This is a genomic window from Streptomyces sp. NPDC031497, from assembly GCF_055580905.1.
This window is the reverse complement of sequence record NZ_JBVIKO010000005.1, coordinates 412,012-430,959: the sequence shown is the minus strand read 5'-3', so window position 1 is coordinate 430,959 and position 18,948 is coordinate 412,012. Positions and strand designations below refer to the sequence as shown.

General features: G+C 71.0%; 15 protein-coding genes. 10 read left to right on the top strand and 5 right to left on the bottom strand.

Going from position 1 to position 18,948, the window contains the following annotated elements:
- Window positions 1-9 precede the first annotated feature (9 nt).
- The 3 genes from ACZ5K7_RS13350 (at window position 10) to ACZ5K7_RS13340 (ending at window position 5,769) form a co-directional block, all read left to right on the top strand.
- Window positions 10-627: a hypothetical protein gene (locus ACZ5K7_RS13350; protein WP_468913097.1), complete on the top strand. Its 618-nt coding sequence runs from the start codon at window positions 10-12 to the stop codon at window positions 625-627.
- A gap of 67 nt (window positions 628-694) precedes the next feature.
- Window positions 695-2,071 (top strand): sialidase family protein, encoded by a 1,377-nt coding sequence (locus tag ACZ5K7_RS13345; protein ID WP_468913095.1) that lies wholly within the window; start codon window positions 695-697, stop codon window positions 2,069-2,071.
- Window positions 2,072-2,445: 374 nt separating this feature from the next.
- Window positions 2,446-5,769, top strand: coding sequence for a S8 family peptidase (locus tag ACZ5K7_RS13340; protein WP_468913093.1), 3,324 nt, complete (start codon window positions 2,446-2,448; stop codon window positions 5,767-5,769).
- Window positions 5,770-5,966: 197 nt separating this feature from the next.
- Here the strand turns inward: ACZ5K7_RS13340 and ACZ5K7_RS13335 are convergent, their stop codons facing one another.
- Entirely contained in the window at window positions 5,967-6,965 is a 999-nt protein-coding gene (locus ACZ5K7_RS13335) for a helix-turn-helix domain-containing protein (protein ID WP_468913092.1), read from the bottom strand.
- A gap of 339 nt (window positions 6,966-7,304) precedes the next feature.
- Between ACZ5K7_RS13335 and ACZ5K7_RS13330 the strand changes: the two genes are divergently transcribed.
- Entirely contained in the window at window positions 7,305-8,684 is a 1,380-nt protein-coding gene (locus tag ACZ5K7_RS13330) for a DEAD/DEAH box helicase (protein ID WP_468913258.1), read from the top strand.
- Window positions 8,685-8,824: 140 nt separating this feature from the next.
- Here ACZ5K7_RS13330 and ACZ5K7_RS13325 read toward each other — a convergent pair whose 3' ends face one another.
- Window positions 8,825-10,219, bottom strand: a complete 1,395-nt coding sequence (locus tag ACZ5K7_RS13325) for an aminotransferase-like domain-containing protein (RefSeq protein ID WP_468913090.1) — start codon at window positions 10,217-10,219, stop codon at window positions 8,825-8,827.
- Between the two features lie 114 nt (window positions 10,220-10,333).
- Between ACZ5K7_RS13325 and ACZ5K7_RS13320 the strand changes: the two genes are divergently transcribed.
- The 4 genes from ACZ5K7_RS13320 (at window position 10,334) to ACZ5K7_RS13305 (ending at window position 13,754) form a co-directional block, all read left to right on the top strand.
- Complete coding sequence (locus tag ACZ5K7_RS13320; RefSeq protein ID WP_468913088.1) at window positions 10,334-11,557, top strand: Tm-1-like ATP-binding domain-containing protein; 1,224 nt, start codon at window positions 10,334-10,336, stop codon at window positions 11,555-11,557.
- A 79-nt stretch (window positions 11,558-11,636) separates the two neighbouring features.
- Window positions 11,637-12,464, top strand: coding sequence for a phosphoenolpyruvate hydrolase family protein (locus ACZ5K7_RS13315; protein WP_468913087.1), 828 nt, complete (start codon window positions 11,637-11,639; stop codon window positions 12,462-12,464).
- Between the two features lie 47 nt (window positions 12,465-12,511).
- The gene (locus ACZ5K7_RS13310) at window positions 12,512-12,943 is read left to right on the top strand and encodes a cupin domain-containing protein (protein ID WP_468913086.1); all 432 of its coding nucleotides are present in this window, start codon (window positions 12,512-12,514) and stop codon (window positions 12,941-12,943) included.
- A gap of 193 nt (window positions 12,944-13,136) precedes the next feature.
- Entirely contained in the window at window positions 13,137-13,754 is a 618-nt protein-coding gene (locus tag ACZ5K7_RS13305) for a TOPRIM nucleotidyl transferase/hydrolase domain-containing protein (protein WP_351711527.1), read from the top strand.
- Between the two features lie 302 nt (window positions 13,755-14,056).
- On the opposite strand, the gene ACZ5K7_RS13300 is transcribed toward ACZ5K7_RS13305, so the two are convergent.
- Window positions 14,057-15,448 carry an MFS transporter gene (locus ACZ5K7_RS13300; protein ID WP_468913084.1) on the bottom strand — a complete coding sequence of 464 codons (1,392 nt, stop codon included), beginning with the start codon at window positions 15,446-15,448 and terminating at the stop codon, window positions 14,057-14,059.
- A 287-nt stretch (window positions 15,449-15,735) separates the two neighbouring features.
- Between ACZ5K7_RS13300 and ACZ5K7_RS13295 the strand changes: the two genes are divergently transcribed.
- Window positions 15,736-16,572: a PaaX family transcriptional regulator gene (locus tag ACZ5K7_RS13295; RefSeq protein WP_468913082.1), complete on the top strand. Its 837-nt coding sequence runs from the start codon at window positions 15,736-15,738 to the stop codon at window positions 16,570-16,572.
- Window positions 16,573-16,632: 60 nt separating this feature from the next.
- On the opposite strand, the gene ACZ5K7_RS13290 is transcribed toward ACZ5K7_RS13295, so the two are convergent.
- Both ACZ5K7_RS13290 and ACZ5K7_RS13285 read right to left on the bottom strand, forming a co-directional pair.
- Complete coding sequence (locus tag ACZ5K7_RS13290) at window positions 16,633-17,436, bottom strand: IclR family transcriptional regulator (protein WP_351711521.1); 804 nt, start codon at window positions 17,434-17,436, stop codon at window positions 16,633-16,635.
- Window positions 17,433-17,732 (bottom strand): hypothetical protein, encoded by a 300-nt coding sequence (locus ACZ5K7_RS13285; RefSeq protein WP_468913079.1) that lies wholly within the window; start codon window positions 17,730-17,732, stop codon window positions 17,433-17,435. Before ACZ5K7_RS13285 ends, ACZ5K7_RS13290 begins: the two co-directional genes overlap by 4 nt.
- A 197-nt stretch (window positions 17,733-17,929) precedes the next feature.
- On the opposite strand from ACZ5K7_RS13285, the gene ACZ5K7_RS13280 reads away from it, so the two are divergent.
- A complete protein-coding gene (locus tag ACZ5K7_RS13280) occupies window positions 17,930-18,766 on the top strand; it encodes a peptidase associated/transthyretin-like domain-containing protein (protein ID WP_468913077.1) in 837 nt (278 codons plus the stop codon).
- The last annotated feature ends 182 nt before the right edge of the window (window positions 18,767-18,948 follow it).

Sequence of the window (18,948 nt, the reverse complement as noted above, 5' to 3'; positions counted from 1 at the left end):
GACCTCGACGTGTCCGAAGGCTTGGCCAAGGCGCTCGAGCGCCGGGCTGCGGGGCTCGGACTGAAGCTCGAGGGAATCTACGACTGCACACCCGGGGCAATGCTTGCCACTGATCGTGGTGACGTCTGGATCAAGGTCGGGGCCTGGGAGAGGTCCTTCCCCGTGGCAATTCACGAGTCCGGCATCGAATGGGCGAGGGGAGCGACCGAGGACGTCGAGCAGGTGCTTCGGGCGGCTGCCGCCTGGCAGGGCGGCGAGCCCCTCGACGACTTCGTGTCGGAGTTCCCGTTCATGACCCCAGGGAGGCTGGCGCGCGCGTTCCTGGAGGGAAGGGTCGCCGAAGCCCAGTGGGAGGACCTGCTGGAGTCGGTCCACCACACGGGCGGCCAGCGGCTGCTCGTCGCTCTCGCGCCTTTCGGTGAACTGAGGAGTTTCTATCCGGAGATCAGCTACGGCGACCTCCGCTTCACCATGCCCCCTCCCCGGCGGGACGATCGGGTGTTCCGGCTCCGTAGCGACGGGTCGGGATTCCGGGTGGAGGAATCCGGGCCGGAGCGCCGTGACTACTCCCTCGACGCACTGGACGAAGTAGCCCGTCACGTCGTCGAGTTCTTCGCCTCCGGCTGACGAGTCCTGTCGGTTGAGTAATGCGGAGGCCCCACCGGATATCGGCGTCACTCTGGCGGGGCCTCCGATGGCAGGGCTGACAGAACCGGAGCGCGTGCCTGGCCGCCCGGTCCTTCATCTCTCCTTCAACTCAAAGCCGTTGTCGCGTCACAGGCGTGCCATTAGGTTCGGCTGGATCGTCCTGCTGACCTGGAGAGCAATGAGCCGTCCCTTCCCGAGCCGTCGTATGTCCGTGCTCGGCTCTGTCGCGATCGGCATCGCTGCGCTCGTGGTCTTCGTCCGGTTCTGGGCGGACCGGGCCGACAGCGCGGATGCCGAGCCGGAACGAAGATGCGTCTCCTCGGTTCCGTATGTCTCGGGGGCGGGAGGCTATGACAGCTATCGCATACCTGCCGTCGTCCGTACTCGCGGCGGGACCTTGCTCGCCTTCGCCGAAGGCCGGGTCGGTGGCAGGGCGGACCACGGCGACATCGACGTCGTGCTCAGGAGGTCGTGGGACGGCGGATGCACATGGGGGCGGCTGCAAGTCGTCGCAAAGGGCGAGGGGAACACCCGGGGCAACCCGGCCCCGGTCGTCGATCCCCGGACAGGGAACATCGTGCTCGTCACCTCGTACCACAGTGGTGACGTCACCGAAGCGCGGATTCTGCGCGGTGAGGCCACGGGCCGGCAGGGCCGGCGGGTCTTCGTGCAGACGAGCGAGGACGACGGACGCTCCTTCTCCGCCCCGCGGGAGATCACCTCGGCGGTGAAGAGGCCGGACTGGCGTTGGTACGCCACAGGGCCGGGCCATGCCATAGCGCTGACGCGGGGGGTCCACGCGGGGCGGCTGGTCGTCCCGGCGAACCACTCTTCCGCGCCGCCTCCGGGGTCGCCGGACACCGGCCAGGAGCCCAAGTACTACGGGGCGCACGCGATCTACAGCGACGACGGGGGGAAGTCCTGGCACCTCGGCTTCATCGACGATTCCTACGAAGGTGTGTACAACGCCAACGAGTCGACAGCGGCCCAACTGCCGGACGGACGACTGTATTTCAATGCCCGGAACCAGAAGGGCACGAGCTCGGGGAACCGCCTGGACGCCTACTCCAGTGACGGGGGTGCCAGCCTGGACCGGGGCTTTGCGGAGCAGCCTTCGCTGAACGACGTGCCCTTGGTGGAGGGCAGCGTGCTGCAAGTGGCCGGGGAGAGAGGCACCCTGTTGTTCTCAGGGCCCTCGGTGCCGACCGACCGTGCGGCGATGGCGTTGTGGAGCAGTACGGACGGGGGGCGGTCCTTCGGCAAGGCGCTGACCTTGTCCGCTCGGAAGGCCGGGTACTCGGACCTCGTTCAGACGGATGGCGAGAGCATAGGAATCCTGTACGAAACGGGTGTTCGGACGGCGTATGAAACGATCGAGTTCCGGCGAGTTCCCTTGGGGGAGTTGTCGGCGGACGGTGAGTAGAAGTCCAAAGAGGGCGGGACCCGGCGTGAAATCGTCCGATGCCGTGAGCGAGACGCCACCGAACACCCTGCAATACCGCTTCGGCGGACCGGACGACGCACCCGTCCTGATCCTGGGTCCCTCACTCGGCACGACCTGGCAGATGTCGTAGAAAGAAATGCTGGTCGGAGTACATGGGTGAGCGGTCGGTGCGAACCTGGAGGCTTCCGCCCTCTTTGTGAAGTATGGGGGTTGGCGTAAAGGTGACTTGACGCCTGGTGGACAGGGCAAAGTGCTGACCTCGGCACTTGACGGCACCACGCTGTCCTCCCATGAGAGACATGAACAACAGGTGGCGCCGCAGGGCCCGCCCTCCCCGGCCTCGGCATACGGCGGTGACCGCCGCCCTCGTGGCGCTCGTGGCCGGTCTGACCGCCGCCCCCGGCGCCGCTCAGGACCTCGGCCCGCACACCGGGCGAACGGGAGCCGCCGCGCAGACCGGAGCGGACCGGACACAGATCACCTCCCGCCATCAGGTCACCCTGATCACCGGCGACCGCGTCACGCTGGAGACGGACACCTCCGGCAGGCAGAGTGTGTCGGTCGAGCCCGCCGAGGGCCGCGAGCGGGTTGCGTTCATCAAGCGCCAGAGCGGCCGTGACTGGACGGTCATACCCGCCGACACGCTCCCGCTGCTCGCGACGGGCCGCCTGGACAAGGCGCTGTTCGACGTCTCCGCCCTGGTCCGGGGCAGGTACGCGCGGCGGTCGAGCCTGCCGCTGATCGTCGAGTACGCCGGCGACGCGGGCACCGTCCGGCGACAGCTGACCGCCGCCGGTGCCGACACCGTCCGCCCCATCGGCGGTACCCCCTTCGCGACCCTCGGCGAACACCGCGCGGACGCCGCCGGGTTCTGGAAGGGCATCGCCCCCGGCCGGGCGGACGCCATGTCCTTCGGAGCCGGCGTGCGCCGGGTCTGGCTGGACGGCCACTCCAGGATCCAGCTCGACAGCACGGTGCCGCGCATCGGCGCCCCGCACGCCTGGGAGAAGGGCTACACCGGCACCGGCGTCAAGGTCGCCGTGCTCGACACGGGTTACGACCCGAACCACCCGGACCTCAAGGGCCTGGTCACCGAGTCCGCGAACTTCACCACCGAGCCGAACACCGACGACCTGAACGGCCACGGCACCCACGTGACCTCCACGGTCGCCGGTTCCGGCGCGGCCTCCGACGGCACGTACAAGGGTGTGGCACCCGGTGTGCGGATCCTGTCCGGCAAGGTGTGCACCGCGGACGGCACCTGCGACAACTCCGCCATAGTCGAGGGCCTGGCCTGGGCCGCCCAGCACGGCGCCAAGGTGATCAACCTCAGCCTGGGCGACACGGACACACCGGAGACCGACGCCCTCGAGGCCATGGTCGACACCGTGACCCGCGACTACGGCACGCTGGTCGTGGCCGCGGCCGGCAACAGCGGTCCCGACAAGGTCTCCTCGCCCGCCTCCGACGACCGGGCGCTGGCTGTCGGCGCGGCCGAGGAGGACGACGACCTCGCCGTCTTCAGCTCGGTCGGCCCGCGAGTGGGCGACTCCGGCCTCAAGCCGGACATCATCGCCCCTGGCGTCAACGTCGTCGCCGCGAGAGCGGGCGGCACCACCGCCGATGACGGCTATGTCGCGATGAGCGGCACGTCCATGGCCACGCCCCATGTGACCGGAGCCGCCGCCCTCCTGTTCCAGCAGCACCCAGACTGGACGGCCGAGCAGGTCAAGCGCCGGCTGATGCAGTCGGCGACCGGCGCCAAGGAACACGGCGCCTACTTCCAGGGCGCCGGACGCGTCGACATCGCCCGGGCGGTCGACCAGGACGTCAGCGCCGACACCACCGCACTGGACTTCGGGCTGATCCGCTGGACGGACGGCGAGCGGCCTCCGGTGACCAAGACCATCACCTACCGCAACCCGGGAGCCGCGCCGGTCACCCTGCGGCTGAAGGACAACCCGAGCAGCGGGAAGAAGGACGTGCCCGCTCCCGCCGGCCTGTTCCGGCTCAGCGCCGACACGGTCACCGTGCCCGCGCACGGAACCGCGGCCGTCACCCTCACCGCGACCCCGGAAGCCACCACGGCGTACGCCGCCTACAGCGGCGTGGTGACCGCGAGCACCGCGGACGACCGGGTGTCGGTGCGCGTCCCGTTCGGCATGGACGTCGAGCGGCCGTCCTACGACCTGCGCATCGGCATGAAGAGCCGCACGGGCGCCGCCCCCGACAACGCCTACCTGCTCGTCAACTCGGCCGACGGCAAGGCGTACGAGGTCGAGGCGCTCGGCAAGAGCAGCACGGTGGTGCGACTGCCGAAGGACACCTACTCGGTGAGCGGCTTCTACTTCGACGCCACCTTCACCGAGGGCACCATCGTCGGCGTGCCGAAGGTCGTGATGAGCGCCGACCGGCAGGTGACCATCGACGCCCGGAAGGCGAAGCCCGTCACGGTGTCGGCACCGAGCCGCTCCGCGCGCATCATGTCGGCCGAGATCGGCACGATCAGCATGGCTGACCAGCTGCTCTCGGTCACCATGTACGACGCGATCGGCACCGACCACATCGACGGCGTGTACGCGGTGCCGACGGCCCGGTACCAGGACGCGAAGTTCACGTACCTCGTCACCAGTGTCTGGGGCGACCCGGCCGGCCCCGACGGGAACCCCGCCTCGGTCTACTACCTCACGCGACCGGTGCACGGCGCCATCCCGGCGGACCCCGCCTACCACCCCCGCAAGTCGGAGCTGGCCAGGGTGAACACCACGTTCGCCGCCACCGCGCCGGGAACCACGGCCACCCGCATCGTGTGGACGTACGTCGACAACGTTCGCTTCAGCGGACGGGCGATGGAGGGGATCCCGGTCCCGTCGCGACGCGTCGACTACTTCTCGGCGGCCGACGGACTGCGCCGGCAGACGGCCTTCGACCAGAACAGCTTCCTCGACCCGGACGCACACGGGCAGAGCTACCTCAGCGACCTGCACGGCTACCGGGCCGGTTCCCAGGTCGAGGAGCGCTGGAACGGCGGGATCCAGGCCGTGGGCCTCTCGTCCCAGATGGCCGCCTTCCGTGAGGGTGACACGATGTACCGGCCGTTCCAGTCGGCCGCGAACGGCAACCTCGACCTGGTGGCCGACACCACGGCCGGTCTGCCCGAGGTGAAGCTGTGGCGCAACGGCGAACTGGTCTCCCAGGACTGGAGCATGAGCGACGTCCCGGCCGACACCACCCCCGCCGACTACCGTCTGACGGTCGAGCACAACCGTGACATGGCCCCCAGCTCCGTCTCCACGAGTGTGCGGGCGGAATGGCGGTTCCGGTCGCAGACCACGGCGACCCGGCAGGCGCTGCCGCTGTACGCGGTCCGTATGTCGCCGAAGCTGGACGAGTGGAACCGGGCCGAGGCCGGCCGCAGGCTCGACATCCCGGTCCTGATCCAGCGGACGGCCGGCGCCCCGGTGTCACCCGTCCGCGTCTTCACCACCGAGGTCTCCTTCGACGAGGGCAGGACCTGGCAGTCGGTGCGGGTCAAGGGCGCCGGAATGGAGCGCACCGTGACCGTGGACCACCCGCGCCGCGCCGCGGGCGGCTCGGTCAGCCTGCGCGTCCACGTCGAGGACGCGGCGGGCAACTCCTTCGAGGAGACCGTCATCAAGGGCTATCTGCTCAAGTAGCCGCCTGCGCGGAGCGGCCACGTCCTCTGGTGGCTGCTTCCGCGGAGCAGTCACGTCCTCGAGCGACTGCCTCCGCGAGTGGCGAGTGGCGAATGGCGAGTGGCGCCGCCCGGCCGTGGCGGCCGGACGGACGGGGACAGGGCTCGCCGGACACCTCCGGTGGGCCCTGTCCGTGTGCGGTGCGGTGTCCGCCGTGCTCAGAGCCAGTCGCGGCGGGCCGCGTGCCAGCCCAGCTGCATACGGGTGGCGACGCCCGCCAGGCTCATCAGGCCCTGGATGCGCCGCTGGACGGTGCGCTTGCTGACCCGCAGCTGTCCGGCTATCGCCTCGTCCGTCATGCCGGCGACCATCAGGGAGAGCAGGTGCCGGTCCTCCCCGACCGGCGAGGCGGCATCCGCGGTGCCGGCGCCGCCGATCTGGCCCTCCTCGGTCACCCGGAGCGGGGCACCGATCTCCCAGTGGTGTTCGAACAGGGCGATGAGCGCGTCCAGCAGGCTGCTCTCCCGGATCACCGCGGCTTGCAGTTCCCGGGGGTTGCGGGACGTGCCCGAGGCGGCCAGCGGCAGGATGGCCACCGAGCGGTCGGCGATCGCCATCCGCAGCGGCAGCAGAGGCACCGCCCGGGCGACCTCTCCCGCGCACACGCCCTTGACGACGTAGTCCACCGAGTCGGGGTCGTCGAAGTAGGCCTGCTCGTACAGGGCCCGGTAGAGCACGCCCCGGTCGAGCGCGGCGAACTCCTCCTGATTGCTCTCCGGGGACATGGCCACGTACTGGGCCTTCACGAACCACATCATCTCGCGGCCGGCGCCCTCCTGGAGCTGGCGCAGATGCTGGCGCAGTGCCGCCGCGCCGGTGATGATCTCGACGGCCTCGCCCGTGCTCCGGGCCCATGCGCTGCGGCGGTGGGTCTCCGCCAGTTCGTGGACGGCGGCCCGGGTCTGTTCCAGGGCGTCGAAGTGGCGTTGGAGCCGGGGCATGAGGGCCACCTGCGGCGGCACGGCCGTGAACCATTCGGGACTGTCCTCGGCCACCGACGCCAGGCCCTTGTGCTCCAGCGCGCGCAGCAGCAGCCGAGCGGTCACGACGTCGAGGGCCGAGCGGCCGGAGATGTCCTGAGCGGACGCCGTCCCGGTGGCGACCAGAAGGCGGTACACCTCGCTCTCGTCGGCCGTCAGGCCCACCGTCTCCAGCATGTCGCCACCTTTCTCAGCATCCGGGCCGCCTCCGCCCGGGTGTCCGCGAGGGGAACGCGGTCGTCCCGGCGGATGATGCCACCAGCCCCCGACCAGGCACCACGACGGTTGTCAGGCAGGTCCGGCCGTCGTTCCGCGGCTGAGCGGCGCGGCCGTGTGAGGCCCGCGCGGTATGCCCCGTGCTAGCGTGGGGCGTTTGCAGCGTCGCTGTGCCGGTGCCCGGTTGACGGTCCCCGGCCGGTGGCCGCGTCCCCGCCGCGCCTTCCTCGGTACGGTCCCCTCGGAGGAAGGCTTTCTGTGAGCGAATCAGCACGTGCCGATGCCCGGCAGCAGGACGAGGTGTCCGAGGCGTCGGGCGCCACCGCGGCTCCGACCCCGGCGGTGTCCTTCGCGGAGCTGGGGCTGCCGGCCGAGGTGTTGCGGGTGCTCGACGAGCACGGTGTGACGGTGCCCTTCCCCATCCAGGCGGCGGCGCTGCCGCACGCGCTCGCGGGACGGGACGTCCTGGGCCGGGGCCGCACCGGATCCGGCAAGACGCTCGCCTTCGGCCTGGGGATGCTCGCCCGGACGGCCGGGCGGCGCGCGCGGCCCAAGGAGCCGCTGGCGCTCGTTCTGGTGCCCACCAGGGAGCTGGCGCAGCAGGTCGGTGAGGTGCTCACCCCGTACGCCGAGGCACTGGGGCTGCGGCTCGCGACCGTGGTGGGCGGGGTGTCCATCGGACGGCAGGCCGCCGCGCTGCGGGACGGCGCCGAGATCGTCGTCGCCACGCCCGGTCGGCTGCACGACCTCATCGACCGCAAGGGATGCCGGCTGGGACAGGTGCGCGTCACGGTCCTCGACGAGGCCGACCAGATGTGTGACATGGGGTTCCTGCCGCAGGTCACCGAAGCCCTGGACCAGGTGCGACCCGACGGGCAGCGCATGCTGTTCTCCGCCACCCTCGACCGCGACGTCGACCAGCTGGTGCGGGACTACCTGCGCGACCCCGCCGTCCACTCCGTGGACCCCTCGTCCAGCGCGGTCTCCGCGATCGAGCACCACGTCTTCGTCGTGCACGGACCGGACCGGTACGCCGTGACCACGGAGATCGCCGCCCGGGACGGCCGCGTCCTGCTGTTCCTGGACACCAAGCACGGCGTCGACCAGCTCACGCGGCATCTGCGGGCCAGTGGTGTGGCCGCCGCCGCCCTGCACAGCGGGAAGTCCCAGCCGCAGCGCACCCGGACCCTGGCCCAGTTCAAGAACGGGCAGGTCACCGCCCTGGTGGCGACGAACGTCGCCGCACGCGGCCTGCACGTCGACGACCTCGACCTCGTGGTCAACGTCGACCCGGCCACCGACCCGAAGGACTATCTGCACCGCGCGGGCCGAACGGCCCGGGCCGGCCGCTCCGGCACCGTCGTGACACTCGCCCTGTCGGGACAGCGCCGCGAGACGAGCCAGGTCATGACGGACGCCGACGTCGCCCCCAAGGTCACCAAAGTGCGGTCCGGAGAGGCGGAGCTGAGCCGGATCACCGGCGCCAGGACCCCCTCCGGAAAGCCTCTCGACGGCGGGGCGGCCGTGCCGCGCCCCAAGAACCACAACACCCCGTTCCGTGGCCTGGGCAGCACCAAGGACGCGAAGAGCGGCTCCGGTGGCAGGCCGTCCCGCAAGAGCAGCGAAGCCCGCAAGCTCGCGGAGGCCCGCGAGGCGGCCCGGGTGCGGCGCGGCGGCTGAGCCCGGCTTCGGTGTGACCGTGCGCAGGGGTGGCGTGCAGGCGAAGGAGAAGGGCGTGGACCTGCCACGGCGGTCCTGACCCCGTCTCCGGTCGTCTGGTGGGCGGCTGATCCGGGAGCCGATGTGGAGCGCGACGGCCGTCACGGAGACCGGGTGCTCTGCAGGTCGGCGATGATCTGAGCCGCGTCGGCGAGACGGCCTTGCGGGTGCCATACGGGCAGCCGCACGAAGGTGCGGTGCCCGCCGTGCGGAGAGAACGCAGGACCGGCGGTGAGCCGGATTCCGCGTGCCAGGGCACGCTGCGTGAGGGTCACGGCGTCCTGACCGGTGTCGGTCCAGAGGCCCGACCCGCCCACGGGAGTGCTCCAACGCCAATCGGGCAGAACCGTGCGGAGGACCTCCGCGGTGACCGCGAACTGCCGTGCCAGGAACTCGCGGCGCAGTTCCCGCTGCCGATCCGCCTGGGGCAGCAGCTGCAGCGCCGCCAATTGCTCGGCGATCGGACCGCCCAGGTCGACGCTGCCGCGCAGCGCCGCGAGCCGTCCGATGATCTCCCGGGGCCCTCGCACCCATCCCACGCGCAGCCCGCCCCAGAACAGTTTCGACAAGGTGCCGACGATCAGCAGTCGTTCGGGGTCGGCCATCCGTTCCAGCCCCGGCAGCGGGTCGGAGCGGAACCAGCCGAGCTCCGACTGCGACTGGTCGTCGACGACGAGAGTGCCGTGCCTGGCCGCGATGTCGGCGAGGGCGCGGCGCTGCGCCTCCGGCATGTGGATGCCGGTCGGGTTGTGCAGCGCGGTCTGTACATAGAGCAGATCCGCGTCGGCGACGGCGGCCTCAAGAAGGCCCAGGTCCATGCCGGCCGGGGTGAAGGGGACGCCCCGCAGGCGGCCGCCCGAGGCCGCCAACGCCTCCAGCGCCCCTCGGTAGCTGGGGTCTTCGACGAGGGTCGAGGTGCCGGGCCCGGCGAGGGCGGTCGCGATCAGCCAGACGGCCTGTTGGGAGCCCCCGGTGACCAGTACCTGGTCTGCCCGCGTGGGCAGACCCTGCGCCGTGCAGCGGGCGGCGAGCGCGGCACGTAGTTCCGGCAGGCCCGCGGGGTGGTAGCCCGTGTCCTGGAGGTAATGCTCGCGCAGCTGTCTGCCGACCTCCGGCATCACGCGTGCGACCAGCTCGGAGCCGGGCAGCGCCCCGGAGGAGAGATCGACGACCACCTGTCCGTCGCCGAACGAGGTCAGCCGCCCTCCGTCCGGCCGTACCGGGCCGACGGCACCCCGGACATACGTGCCCGAACCCCGGGTCGCGGTCAGGCGGCCGCTCGCCGTGAGGTCGGCGTACACCTGGGCGACCGTACCCCTGGCCACGCCGAGCGCGGTCGCCAGCGCGCGCTGACCGGGCATGCGCCATCCGGCGGGCAGGTACGAGCCGTCGATCAGCTCGGCGAGCGCGTCCCGGAGCGGGACGCTCACGGGCGCCTCGTCGCGCCACACACCGAGCAGCCGGGCCACCCGCTCGGCGTCCTCGCTCGTCCGCATCGCTCGCACGCCTCCCAGCTTGGTCCACTCGGCCCCAAGTGGACCATTCAGGGCCGCCTCGGCGTGGCGACAATGCCTGGCACAGGGCTCGAAGGAGAGCAGGAGGCAGGCACGATGGCGACGGTCGTTCTCATCGGCACGATGGACACCAAGGGTGCGGAGTACGCCTGGATCGCCGACCGGGTACGCGCCCGCGGGGCGAGCACCGTCACGGTCGACGTCGGTGTGTTCTCGGAAGCGGACGCGGACGTCACCGCCGCGCGGGTCGCCGAGGCCGGACAGGCCGATCTCACGGCGCTGCGGGAGGCGCGGGACCGGGGTGCGGCCATGGAGGCGATGGCCGCCGGCGCCGCGTCGACGGCGCTCGCGCTGTACGCGGAGGGCCGACTCGACGGAGTGCTCGCCGTCGGCGGTTCGGGTGGCTCGTCGGTCGCGTCCCGCGCGATGCGCGCCCTGCCGGTCGGGGTGCCGAAACTGCTGGTCTCCACGATGGCCTCGGGTGATGTCTCGCCCTACGTCGGCGAGAGCGATGTGACGCTCATGCACTCGGTGGTCGACGTCGCCGGGATCAACTCCCTGTCGCAGCAGGTCTTCGGCAACGCGGCCGCGGCGATCGCCGCGATGGCCGCGGCGCAGGAGGCACGCCGCGGCGCACCGGCCGGCGAGCAGCGGCCGTTGGTCGGGGTGACGATGTTCGGTCTGACCACGCCTGCCGCCGACGAGGCGCGGGCGGAGCTGGCCGAACTCGGCTACGAACCGCTCGTGTTCCATGCCACCGGTGCCGGCGGACGCGCGCTGGAGAAGCTCGCGCGCGACGGCCGGCTCGCGGGCGTGCTCGATCTGACCACCACGGAGCTCGCCGACGATCTCGCGGGCGGTGTGCTCAGCGCCGGGCCGCACCGGCTGGAGGCGGCCGGGGAACGGGGCATCCCCCAGGTCGTCTCGCTCGGCGCCCTCGACATGGTCAACTTCGGGCCGCGGGAGACCGTGCCCGCCGGTCTCGGCGACCGGACCTTTCTGGTCCACAACCCGACGGTCACGCTGATGCGGACCACTCCGGAGGAGAACGCCGAACTCGGCCGGCGTATCGGTGCGAAGGTGTCCTGCGCCCGCGGGCCGGTCACGGTACTCCTTCCGCTGCGCGGGGTGAGCGGCATCGACCAGGAAGGCGGCCCGTTCCGGGACGCCGCGGCGGACGCGGAGCTCTTCGCCGCGCTGCGCGGCGCGCTCACCGGGTCGCCGGCCGAGATCGTCGAGGTGGATCAGTACATCAACGACCCCGGGTTCGGGCGCGATGCCGCCCGGCATCTGCACCGGCTGATCACCTCGCCCCGGTGACGGTCCCGACTCGAATCAACCGGCCCGCACGGCCCGGCAGTTGGTGCCCACCCACGCGTGGGCGGAAAGGAACGCGATCATGGACCGGAGCACGGCGCTCGGACGGTTGAGGAAGACCGTGGCAGCAGGCCGGCCGATCATCGGCGGCGGTGCCGGCACGGGCATCTCCGCCAAGTCGGCCGAGGCGGGCGGCATCGACCTGCTCATCGTCTACAACTCGGGGCGCTACCGGATGGCCGGCCGGGGCTCCCTGGCCGGCCTGCTGGCCTACGGCGACGCGAATGCCATCGTCATGGAGATGGCGGACGAGGTGCTTCCCGTGGTCAAGGACACGCCCGTGCTCGCGGGCGTCAACGGCACCGACCCGTTCCGGGTGATGGGCCGCTTCCTCGACCAGGTCAAGGAGGCCGGGTTCGCCGGCGTGCAGAACTTCCCCACGGTGGGGCTGATCGACGGAGTCTTCCGCCAGAACCTGGAGGAGACCGGGATGGGCTTCGACCTGGAGATCGAGATGATCGCGGCCGCGCGCGAACGCGGACTGCTGACCGCGCCGTACGTGTTCGACGCCGCCCAGGCCACCGCCATGGCCGAGGCCGGCGCCGATGTCCTCGTCCCGCACATGGGCCTGACCACCAAGGGCGCCATCGGCGCCCACACCGCGCTCACGCTCGACGAGTGCGTCGAGCGGATCCAGCAGATGCGGGACGCGGCGGTCGCGGTCGACCCGGACATCCTCGTCCTGTGCCACGGCGGTCCCATCGCGGACCCCGCGGACGCACAGTACGTACTCGCGCACACGGACGGGGTCGTGGGCTTCTTCGGCGCGAGTTCGATCGAACGCCTGCCGACGGAAGCGGGCATCCGCCGGCAGACCGAAGAGTTCAAGTCCGTCGTCATCCGGCCCTGAGGGCGGGTGCGGGCCGGAAAACACACGTGCTGGAGAGGAGCGGAATCGTGAGCGGATCCGAGACGAGGGCGCAGACCGTGCAGTCGGAGCTGCCGACCGAGGTCTTCGACTGGGGAAGCATCAAGTGGGGAGTGAGCGCCGATCACTTCCCGGGCGCACCCCTCACCGCGGGTGAGGTGATCATCAACCCCGCCAAGGGGCACGCCCTGCATACCCACCCGAACTCCGACGAGGTCCTGTACTTCATCGACGGCGAGGGCATCCAGACCGTGGGTGACTCCGGGGAGTTCCCGGTGCAGGCCGGGGACTTCGTGTTCGTGCCCAGGGGAACCCCGCACTCCACCTTCAACACCGGCTGGCGGCAGCTGCGGATCATCGCGATCTACACGCCCGGCGGCGCGGAGCTGGCACTGCGGGACGCACCCGACTACCACCTGCTGACTCCGGGTGCCGCACCGGTCTGGGAGCGGGCGCGCTGAGCGGACGTTCGGCAGGCCGGTCGAGTCCGCTGCGTTGTGCCTCAAGGACTGGACGGCGGCGGACAGTTCGCCGTTGACGCCGCCCTCGTGCGGCATGGGCCTGCCGCGCTGGTGAGTGGGGCGCAGGTCGTGTCCGGCCGACGCCGTCGAATAATCCTGTGCAGCGCCACCGGTGGATGCGCAGACTCGTCCCATGGCGGAGATGAATGCGTTCCAGGATGCGGTCACCAGCTGGGCGACGGGCGGTCCCGACGGGCCGGCGCGCGATCTGGCGGAAAGCCTGGGGCTACGGACCGCGGTACTCCTGGAAGGGCTGAGCGATCTCGCGGCCGTCGAGGCGCTGGCCGCCCGACGTGGCCGAGACCTGGCCGCCGAGGGAGTGTGTGTCGTGCCGATGGGCGGGGCGATGAGCGTCGGCCGCTATGCCGGCCTCCTCGGGCCACCCGGCCTCGGTCTGTGCCTGAGAGGACTGTGCGACGAGGGCGAAAAGGGCTTCTACGAGCGCGGCCTGACACGGGCCCGGGCACCGCTCCAGGACATCTACGTGTGCACCGCGGACCTGGAGGACGAACTCATCCGCGCGCTCGGCGTGGCAGGAGTCGAGGAGATCCTCCGTGCCGAGGGCGACTTCCGCGCCTGGCAGACCTTCCAGCGCCAGCCCGCACAGCACAACCGGCGCCCGCATCAGCAGGTGCGGCGCTTCCTCGGCACGAAGAAGGGCCGCAAGATCCGCTACGGCCGTCTCCTCGTGGAGGCCCTCGCACCGGACCGGACACCGCCCCCGCTCGACGGCCTCTTCGCGAGCCTGTGAGGTCGTAGACGGACTGCCGCGTCGAGCGTGCTCGACAACAGACGACCGCGGGGCTCGATCAGTTGGCCGGGTGGCACCGGCCGGGCAGGCGCCGGCACGACCCGCTCCGACTCGCGCGCTTCTGGGCGACTTTCTCTGCTGTGGTGCGTCGGAAGCGTGTGCAGCGGGCCGAGCGCTGCCGGGTGCACCGTCGGCGAGGCCCCCAGGACGGTGAGGCGAGAGACCGGACTCCCGGCCGGCCGCCTGGGGGCCTTCCTTGCCACGGACCGCGGGTCGGCCCCCGATCAGGCGCCGGCGGCAGCTCACGAAGGCTGAGCAGCCTCCGCCTGGCCGTTGACGGGCAGCGGTGCCGAGGAGTCCGTGGACATGCCGGTGAGGTCGGTGCGGCTGGTCTCGCCGAGCAGGGCGAGGCACACCACCGTCGCCAGGCAGAACGCGGCGATGATCGTGGAGACGAGGAGCATCGCCCCGTCACCGGCGTCGGCCCGCACCTCGGTGAAGATCAGTGGGGCGAAGCCCGCTCCCAGGCCGGCGATCTGGTAGCCGAGGGAAGCGCCGGTGTAACGGCTCCGGGTGGAGAACAGTTCCGTGTACAGCGCGGCCAGCGGGCCGTACATCATCGGGTGCACCAGCGACTGCCCGATCACGAGAGCCAGGACGAGCAGCGCCGTGCTGCCCGTGTCGACCAGTGGGAACAGCGCGAAGGAGTAGGCGCCCACCGCGAGCGCGCCCGCCATGACCACCGGACGCCGTCCCACGCGGTCGGACAGCGCCGACCAGCCGACGATGCCGAACATCGCCAGCGCGGAGGACACCGCCAGGCCGTTGAGCACCGTCTGCCGTGCGAAGCCGCCCTGTACCGCGTACGAGATGATGTACGTCGTCACCGTGCCCTGGAAGACGAACGCGGACAGGCCGACGCCGATGCTCAGCAGCAGTACCCGGGGGTGGTGACGGAGCACGTCCCACAGGGGGAGGGACCGGCGCGGCGTCGACTCCCGCTTCTTCTCCTTCTCCTTCTCCTCGGCCTCGGCGAACACCGGCGTTTCGGTGACGCGCAGCCGGACGAACAGGCCGACGGCCAGCAGGACCACACTCAGCAGGAAGGGGATGCGCCAGCCCCAGTCGAGGAAGGCCTGCTCGCCGACGGCGCCGGAGGTCGCGGACAGGACGACGGTGGAGAGCGCCATGCCCGCCGGGGCCCCGGCGTTGGTGAAGCTCGCCCACAGTCCTCGCCGTCCGGTGGCGTGCTCGGCCGAGAGAAGTACGGCACCACCCCACTCACCGCCCACCGCCACTCCCTGGACGATCCGCAGGAGCAGCAGCAGGACCGGGGCCAGCGTGCCGGCCTGGCCGTACGTGGGCAGGACGCCGATGAGGAAGCTGGCGACGCCCATGAGGGACATCGTCACCACCAGCATCCGCTTGCGGCCGAGCCGGTCCCCGAAGTGCCCGAAGATGATCCCGCCCAGCGGCCGGGCCAGATAGCCGGTGGCGAAGGTGGTGAAACTGGCGAGGGTGCCGGCCACGGGGCTGAGGTTGGAGAAGAACACGTCGGCGAAGACCACGGCCGACGCGGTGGAGTACAGCAGGAAGTCGTAGTACTCGATGACGCTCCCCAGGAAGCTGGAGGTCACCGCCCGGCGCAACTGCGAGGGATCCTGCGTTGCTTGGTGTGGAGAAGCGGCCTGCATGTCGTGAGCTCCCTTGCTGTCGCTGAGGTGCATCGGCCCGAGACGGGGTGTGACCTCTCTGGTGGATGACGGGGATGCCCGTCCGGCACGGGGCGCTCGCAGCAAGTGGCGACGAGATGCACCCGGTGGATGGTGGGGCCGCGGTCGGCCCGGCTGGTCGTCAGCCGTGTCCGGCCGTCTCCCGGTACGGCCGCCGGTGTCCGCCGGCCGATCGCCCAAAGTCGGGCAGTTATTTGTTCTGCGTCAGGATTGTGACCAACATTGCGCGCCTCGTCTACCCTCTTGGCGTGAGATTCGAAGACGAGGGCGCACCGATTGCGGCGACTTCGGCCCGCCCGCAATCGCTGATGTTCAGCTTCCTGGGCATCTACGTGCTGGAGCGTGACGTCGCCGTGTACTCCGGGAGCATCATCGACGTGTTCGCCCGTCTGGGAGTGTCCGAGGACGCGGTGCGCTCCACGCTGTCCCGCATGGCCAGGCGTGACCTTCTGACGCGGCATCGCAGAGGCCGCAAGGCCTACTTCGGTCTCACCGAGCACGCCGTCCAGGTACTGCGGGACGGTCGCCGACGGGTCCGGGACACCGGCGCGGTCAACCGGGACTGGGACGGCACCTGGACCGTGGTCGCCTTCTCACTCCCCAACGACCGGGCGGACGCACGCCACGACCTGCGCTCCCGACTGGCCTGGGCCGGTTTCGCCTCGCTCCAGGGAGGCCTGTGGATCGCCCCGGGCACCAAGGACGTCGCGGAGGCCCTCGCACCCCTCGGACTCGACGACCACGTCACCACGCTGCAGGCACGGCCCATGGGGCTCACCGGCTCCGCCGACCTGGTCCGCCGCGCCTTCGACATCGACGGCATCGCCGCCCGCTACCAGGCGTTCCTGGACCAGTGGGACACCCGCCCGCCGGCCGCCGTGGCGGATGACGATCTCGCCTGCCAGATCCTTCTGCACACCGACTGGCTGCAGGTCGTCCGCTGGGATCCCCATCTGCCGGCCGAACATCTCCCCGAGCGGTGGCCGGCGATCCGCGCCGAGCAGGTCTTCCGCCTGCTCGACCGCAAGATCGCCCGGGGCGCCGCCGAGTTGGCGGCGACGGTGCTCGACGAGACAAGCCTCTGAGGCCGACTCGCACGGTCAGGTCCTCAGGGCGCGCCTGGACGGAGTTGGCTCATCGGGCGGTCACCCCCGGTCCAGGCCGCTCAGGCTCGGATAGGCCGTGCCCGCCGTCTCCTCCAGCCGCTTGGCGAGGCCCGTGGTGGCCTGGAGGAGTGAGGGCAGGTAGCGGTCCAGATCCTCGCGCATCGTGTAGCTGACGATGCCGATGGCGGCCTTGGCGGTCCCGCCGACCAGGACCGGCGCGGCGATGGAGGCGGAGCCGAGGTGGTACTCCTGCCGGGTCCGGGCGTGGCCCTGCTGCCTGATCTGCGTGAGCTGGCGGGACAGCGTGCGGCGGTCGGTGACGGTGTCGGGTGAGTACCGCTTCAGGGGCATGGCCAGGATCGCCTCCGTGAAGGCCTCGGGGCTGAACGCCAGCAGCGCCTTGCCGATGCCGGTGGCGTGCAGCGGTATCCGGCCGCCGATGCGGTTCTCCACGGGGACGGACACCTCGGAGGTCAGCTTCTCGATGTAGATGGCCGCCGTGCCGTCACAGACGGCGAGCTGCACGGTCTCCCGGCAGTCGTACTGGAGGTTGAGCAGAAAGGGCAGGGCGGTCTCGCGCAGCCGGCCGTGGACGGGCGTGAGCACCCCCATCTCCCACAGGCGTACGCCGAGTCCGTACCGGCCGGCGTCGTCGCGTTCGAGGAAGCGGCCGTCCTCCAGTTCACCCGCCAGGCGGTACACGGTGGCGACCGGCAGCCCCGAGCGCCGCGCGAGGTGGCTGAGGGTGAGCCGCGGATGCTCGACGTCGAACGCCGCCAGCACGGCGAGTGCCCTGGCGGTGACGGACTTCGGGGGGCTGCTGGGGGATGACTCACTGCTCATGGTCGGCGGTGCCCTGCGTCCACCGCGACGGCGTACTCGGCCCGTCCGTCGTCGTGCACGAACCGTACCCAGTCCTGTCTCCCGTAGGTGGCGATGCCCCTTTCCACCCGGTCGGACTGGGTCCGGGTCAGCGGCAGGGACGTCCTGGCCACGGGCGTCATGCGGGCGAGGAGAACCCACCCGGCGGCGGAGTCGGCAGGGGGCAGCGTCAGCCCCGGTCCGCCGCCGGGGGAGCTGGCGCCGTTGGCCAGGACCCCCTCCTGGATGGTGTGGAACACCCTGGTCAACAACCTCATGTCCGGCGCTTCCGTGGTCACTTACGCCGGGTCGCCCACCCTCCGGCGCAAGGACCGGCAGTTCGAGATCATCGCGCTGACCTGCTCGGCCCCGGAAGGCGCGCCCCCCAACCCCGGAGAAGTCGCAGCGCTCGGAAATTCCCAAGTGGCTTGAGAACAGGAGCCGTTGATGCCGTTGACAACTACAGTCCCGCCGCATGACCCAGGACACACCCCACCCCCAGTCCTCCGACTCCACCCCCCACCCGCACGGTCCGTCGAGGCGCAGGGTGCTGCTGGCAGGCGGCGCGGGCCTCGCGGTGGCCGGCCTCGCGGCATCCGCCTCCGCGCCCTCCGCGGCCGCGTCGGCCGGGACCACCGCGCCGGCCTGCTACCCGCTCGCCCCCGAGGCCATCGAGGGCCCGTACTTCCTCGACTACGACCTGTTCCGACGCGACCTGACAGAGGACCGCGCCGGCATCCCGTTCACGCTCCGGCTCACGTTCGTCGACGTGGTCACCTGCAAGCCACTGCGAGGCGCCGCCGTCGACATCTGGAGCTGCGACGCGACGGGCGTCTACTCCGGCTACACCGAGATCGGCAACGACACACCACCACCGGCCGGCGGCACCCACGTGCCTCCCACCGACGACCGCACGTACCTGCGGGGGTCACAGATCACCAACGGCCGAGGCAAAGTCGAGTTCCGCACCCTCTTCCCCGGTTGGTACATCGGCCGCACCGTCCACGTCCACGTCAAGGTGCACGTCGGCGGTGAGCTGACACCGGACGGCTACGAGAGCGGCGAGGTCTGCCACACCGGCCAGCTGTACTTCCCCGAGGACGCGGTACTCGCCGGCGCAGAGGTCGCCCCCTACAACACCAACACGCTCACGCGCACGACACTCGACCAGGACCGCTTCTACGGCGGGGGTGGCGCCGTGGACGGACTGCTCGATCTGTCGTACCGCGCGGGGGCGATCGAGGACGGGGTCCGCGGCAGCCTGGTCGTAGGGGTGGATCCGAGCGCGACACCGGCGACGTCGGCTTCGTAGTCGATCCCGGTCCGATACCCATGACGGCCCTGGACCACCGCCGGTCCGGGGCCGTCAGAGCCACGGTCCTGGAGGCGCTGGTGCGGCGCCGCTCCCGCGGATGCGCCGGTGAACGCTTATTTCGATACCCATCAAGATTTGACGACCATCAAACATTGGGGCAAGGTGAAGGCCGTACCGGG

Excerpts from the sequence above, each read along its gene's own strand:
- ACZ5K7_RS13345 (WP_468913095.1), top strand. The coding sequence starts at position 695 with ATGGCAGGGCTGACAGAACCGGAGCGCGTGCCTGGCCGCCCGGTCCTT.
- ACZ5K7_RS13335 (WP_468913092.1), bottom strand. The coding sequence starts at position 6,965 with ATGCTGGAGACGGTGGGCCTGACGGCCGACGAGAGCGAGGTGTACCGC.
- ACZ5K7_RS13325 (WP_468913090.1), bottom strand. The coding sequence starts at position 10,219 with ATGCGGACGAGCGAGGACGCCGAGCGGGTGGCCCGGCTGCTCGGTGTG.
- ACZ5K7_RS13320 (WP_468913088.1), top strand. The coding sequence starts at position 10,334 with ATGGCGACGGTCGTTCTCATCGGCACGATGGACACCAAGGGTGCGGAG.
- ACZ5K7_RS13315 (WP_468913087.1), top strand. The coding sequence starts at position 11,637 with ATGGACCGGAGCACGGCGCTCGGACGGTTGAGGAAGACCGTGGCAGCA.
- ACZ5K7_RS13305 (WP_351711527.1), top strand. The coding sequence starts at position 13,137 with ATGGCGGAGATGAATGCGTTCCAGGATGCGGTCACCAGCTGGGCGACG.
- ACZ5K7_RS13300 (WP_468913084.1), bottom strand. The coding sequence starts at position 15,448 with ATGCAGGCCGCTTCTCCACACCAAGCAACGCAGGATCCCTCGCAGTTG.
- ACZ5K7_RS13290 (WP_351711521.1), bottom strand. The coding sequence starts at position 17,436 with ATGAGCAGTGAGTCATCCCCCAGCAGCCCCCCGAAGTCCGTCACCGCC.
- ACZ5K7_RS13285 (WP_468913079.1), bottom strand. The coding sequence starts at position 17,732 with ATGAGGTTGTTGACCAGGGTGTTCCACACCATCCAGGAGGGGGTCCTG.
- ACZ5K7_RS13280 (WP_468913077.1), top strand. The coding sequence starts at position 17,930 with ATGACCCAGGACACACCCCACCCCCAGTCCTCCGACTCCACCCCCCAC.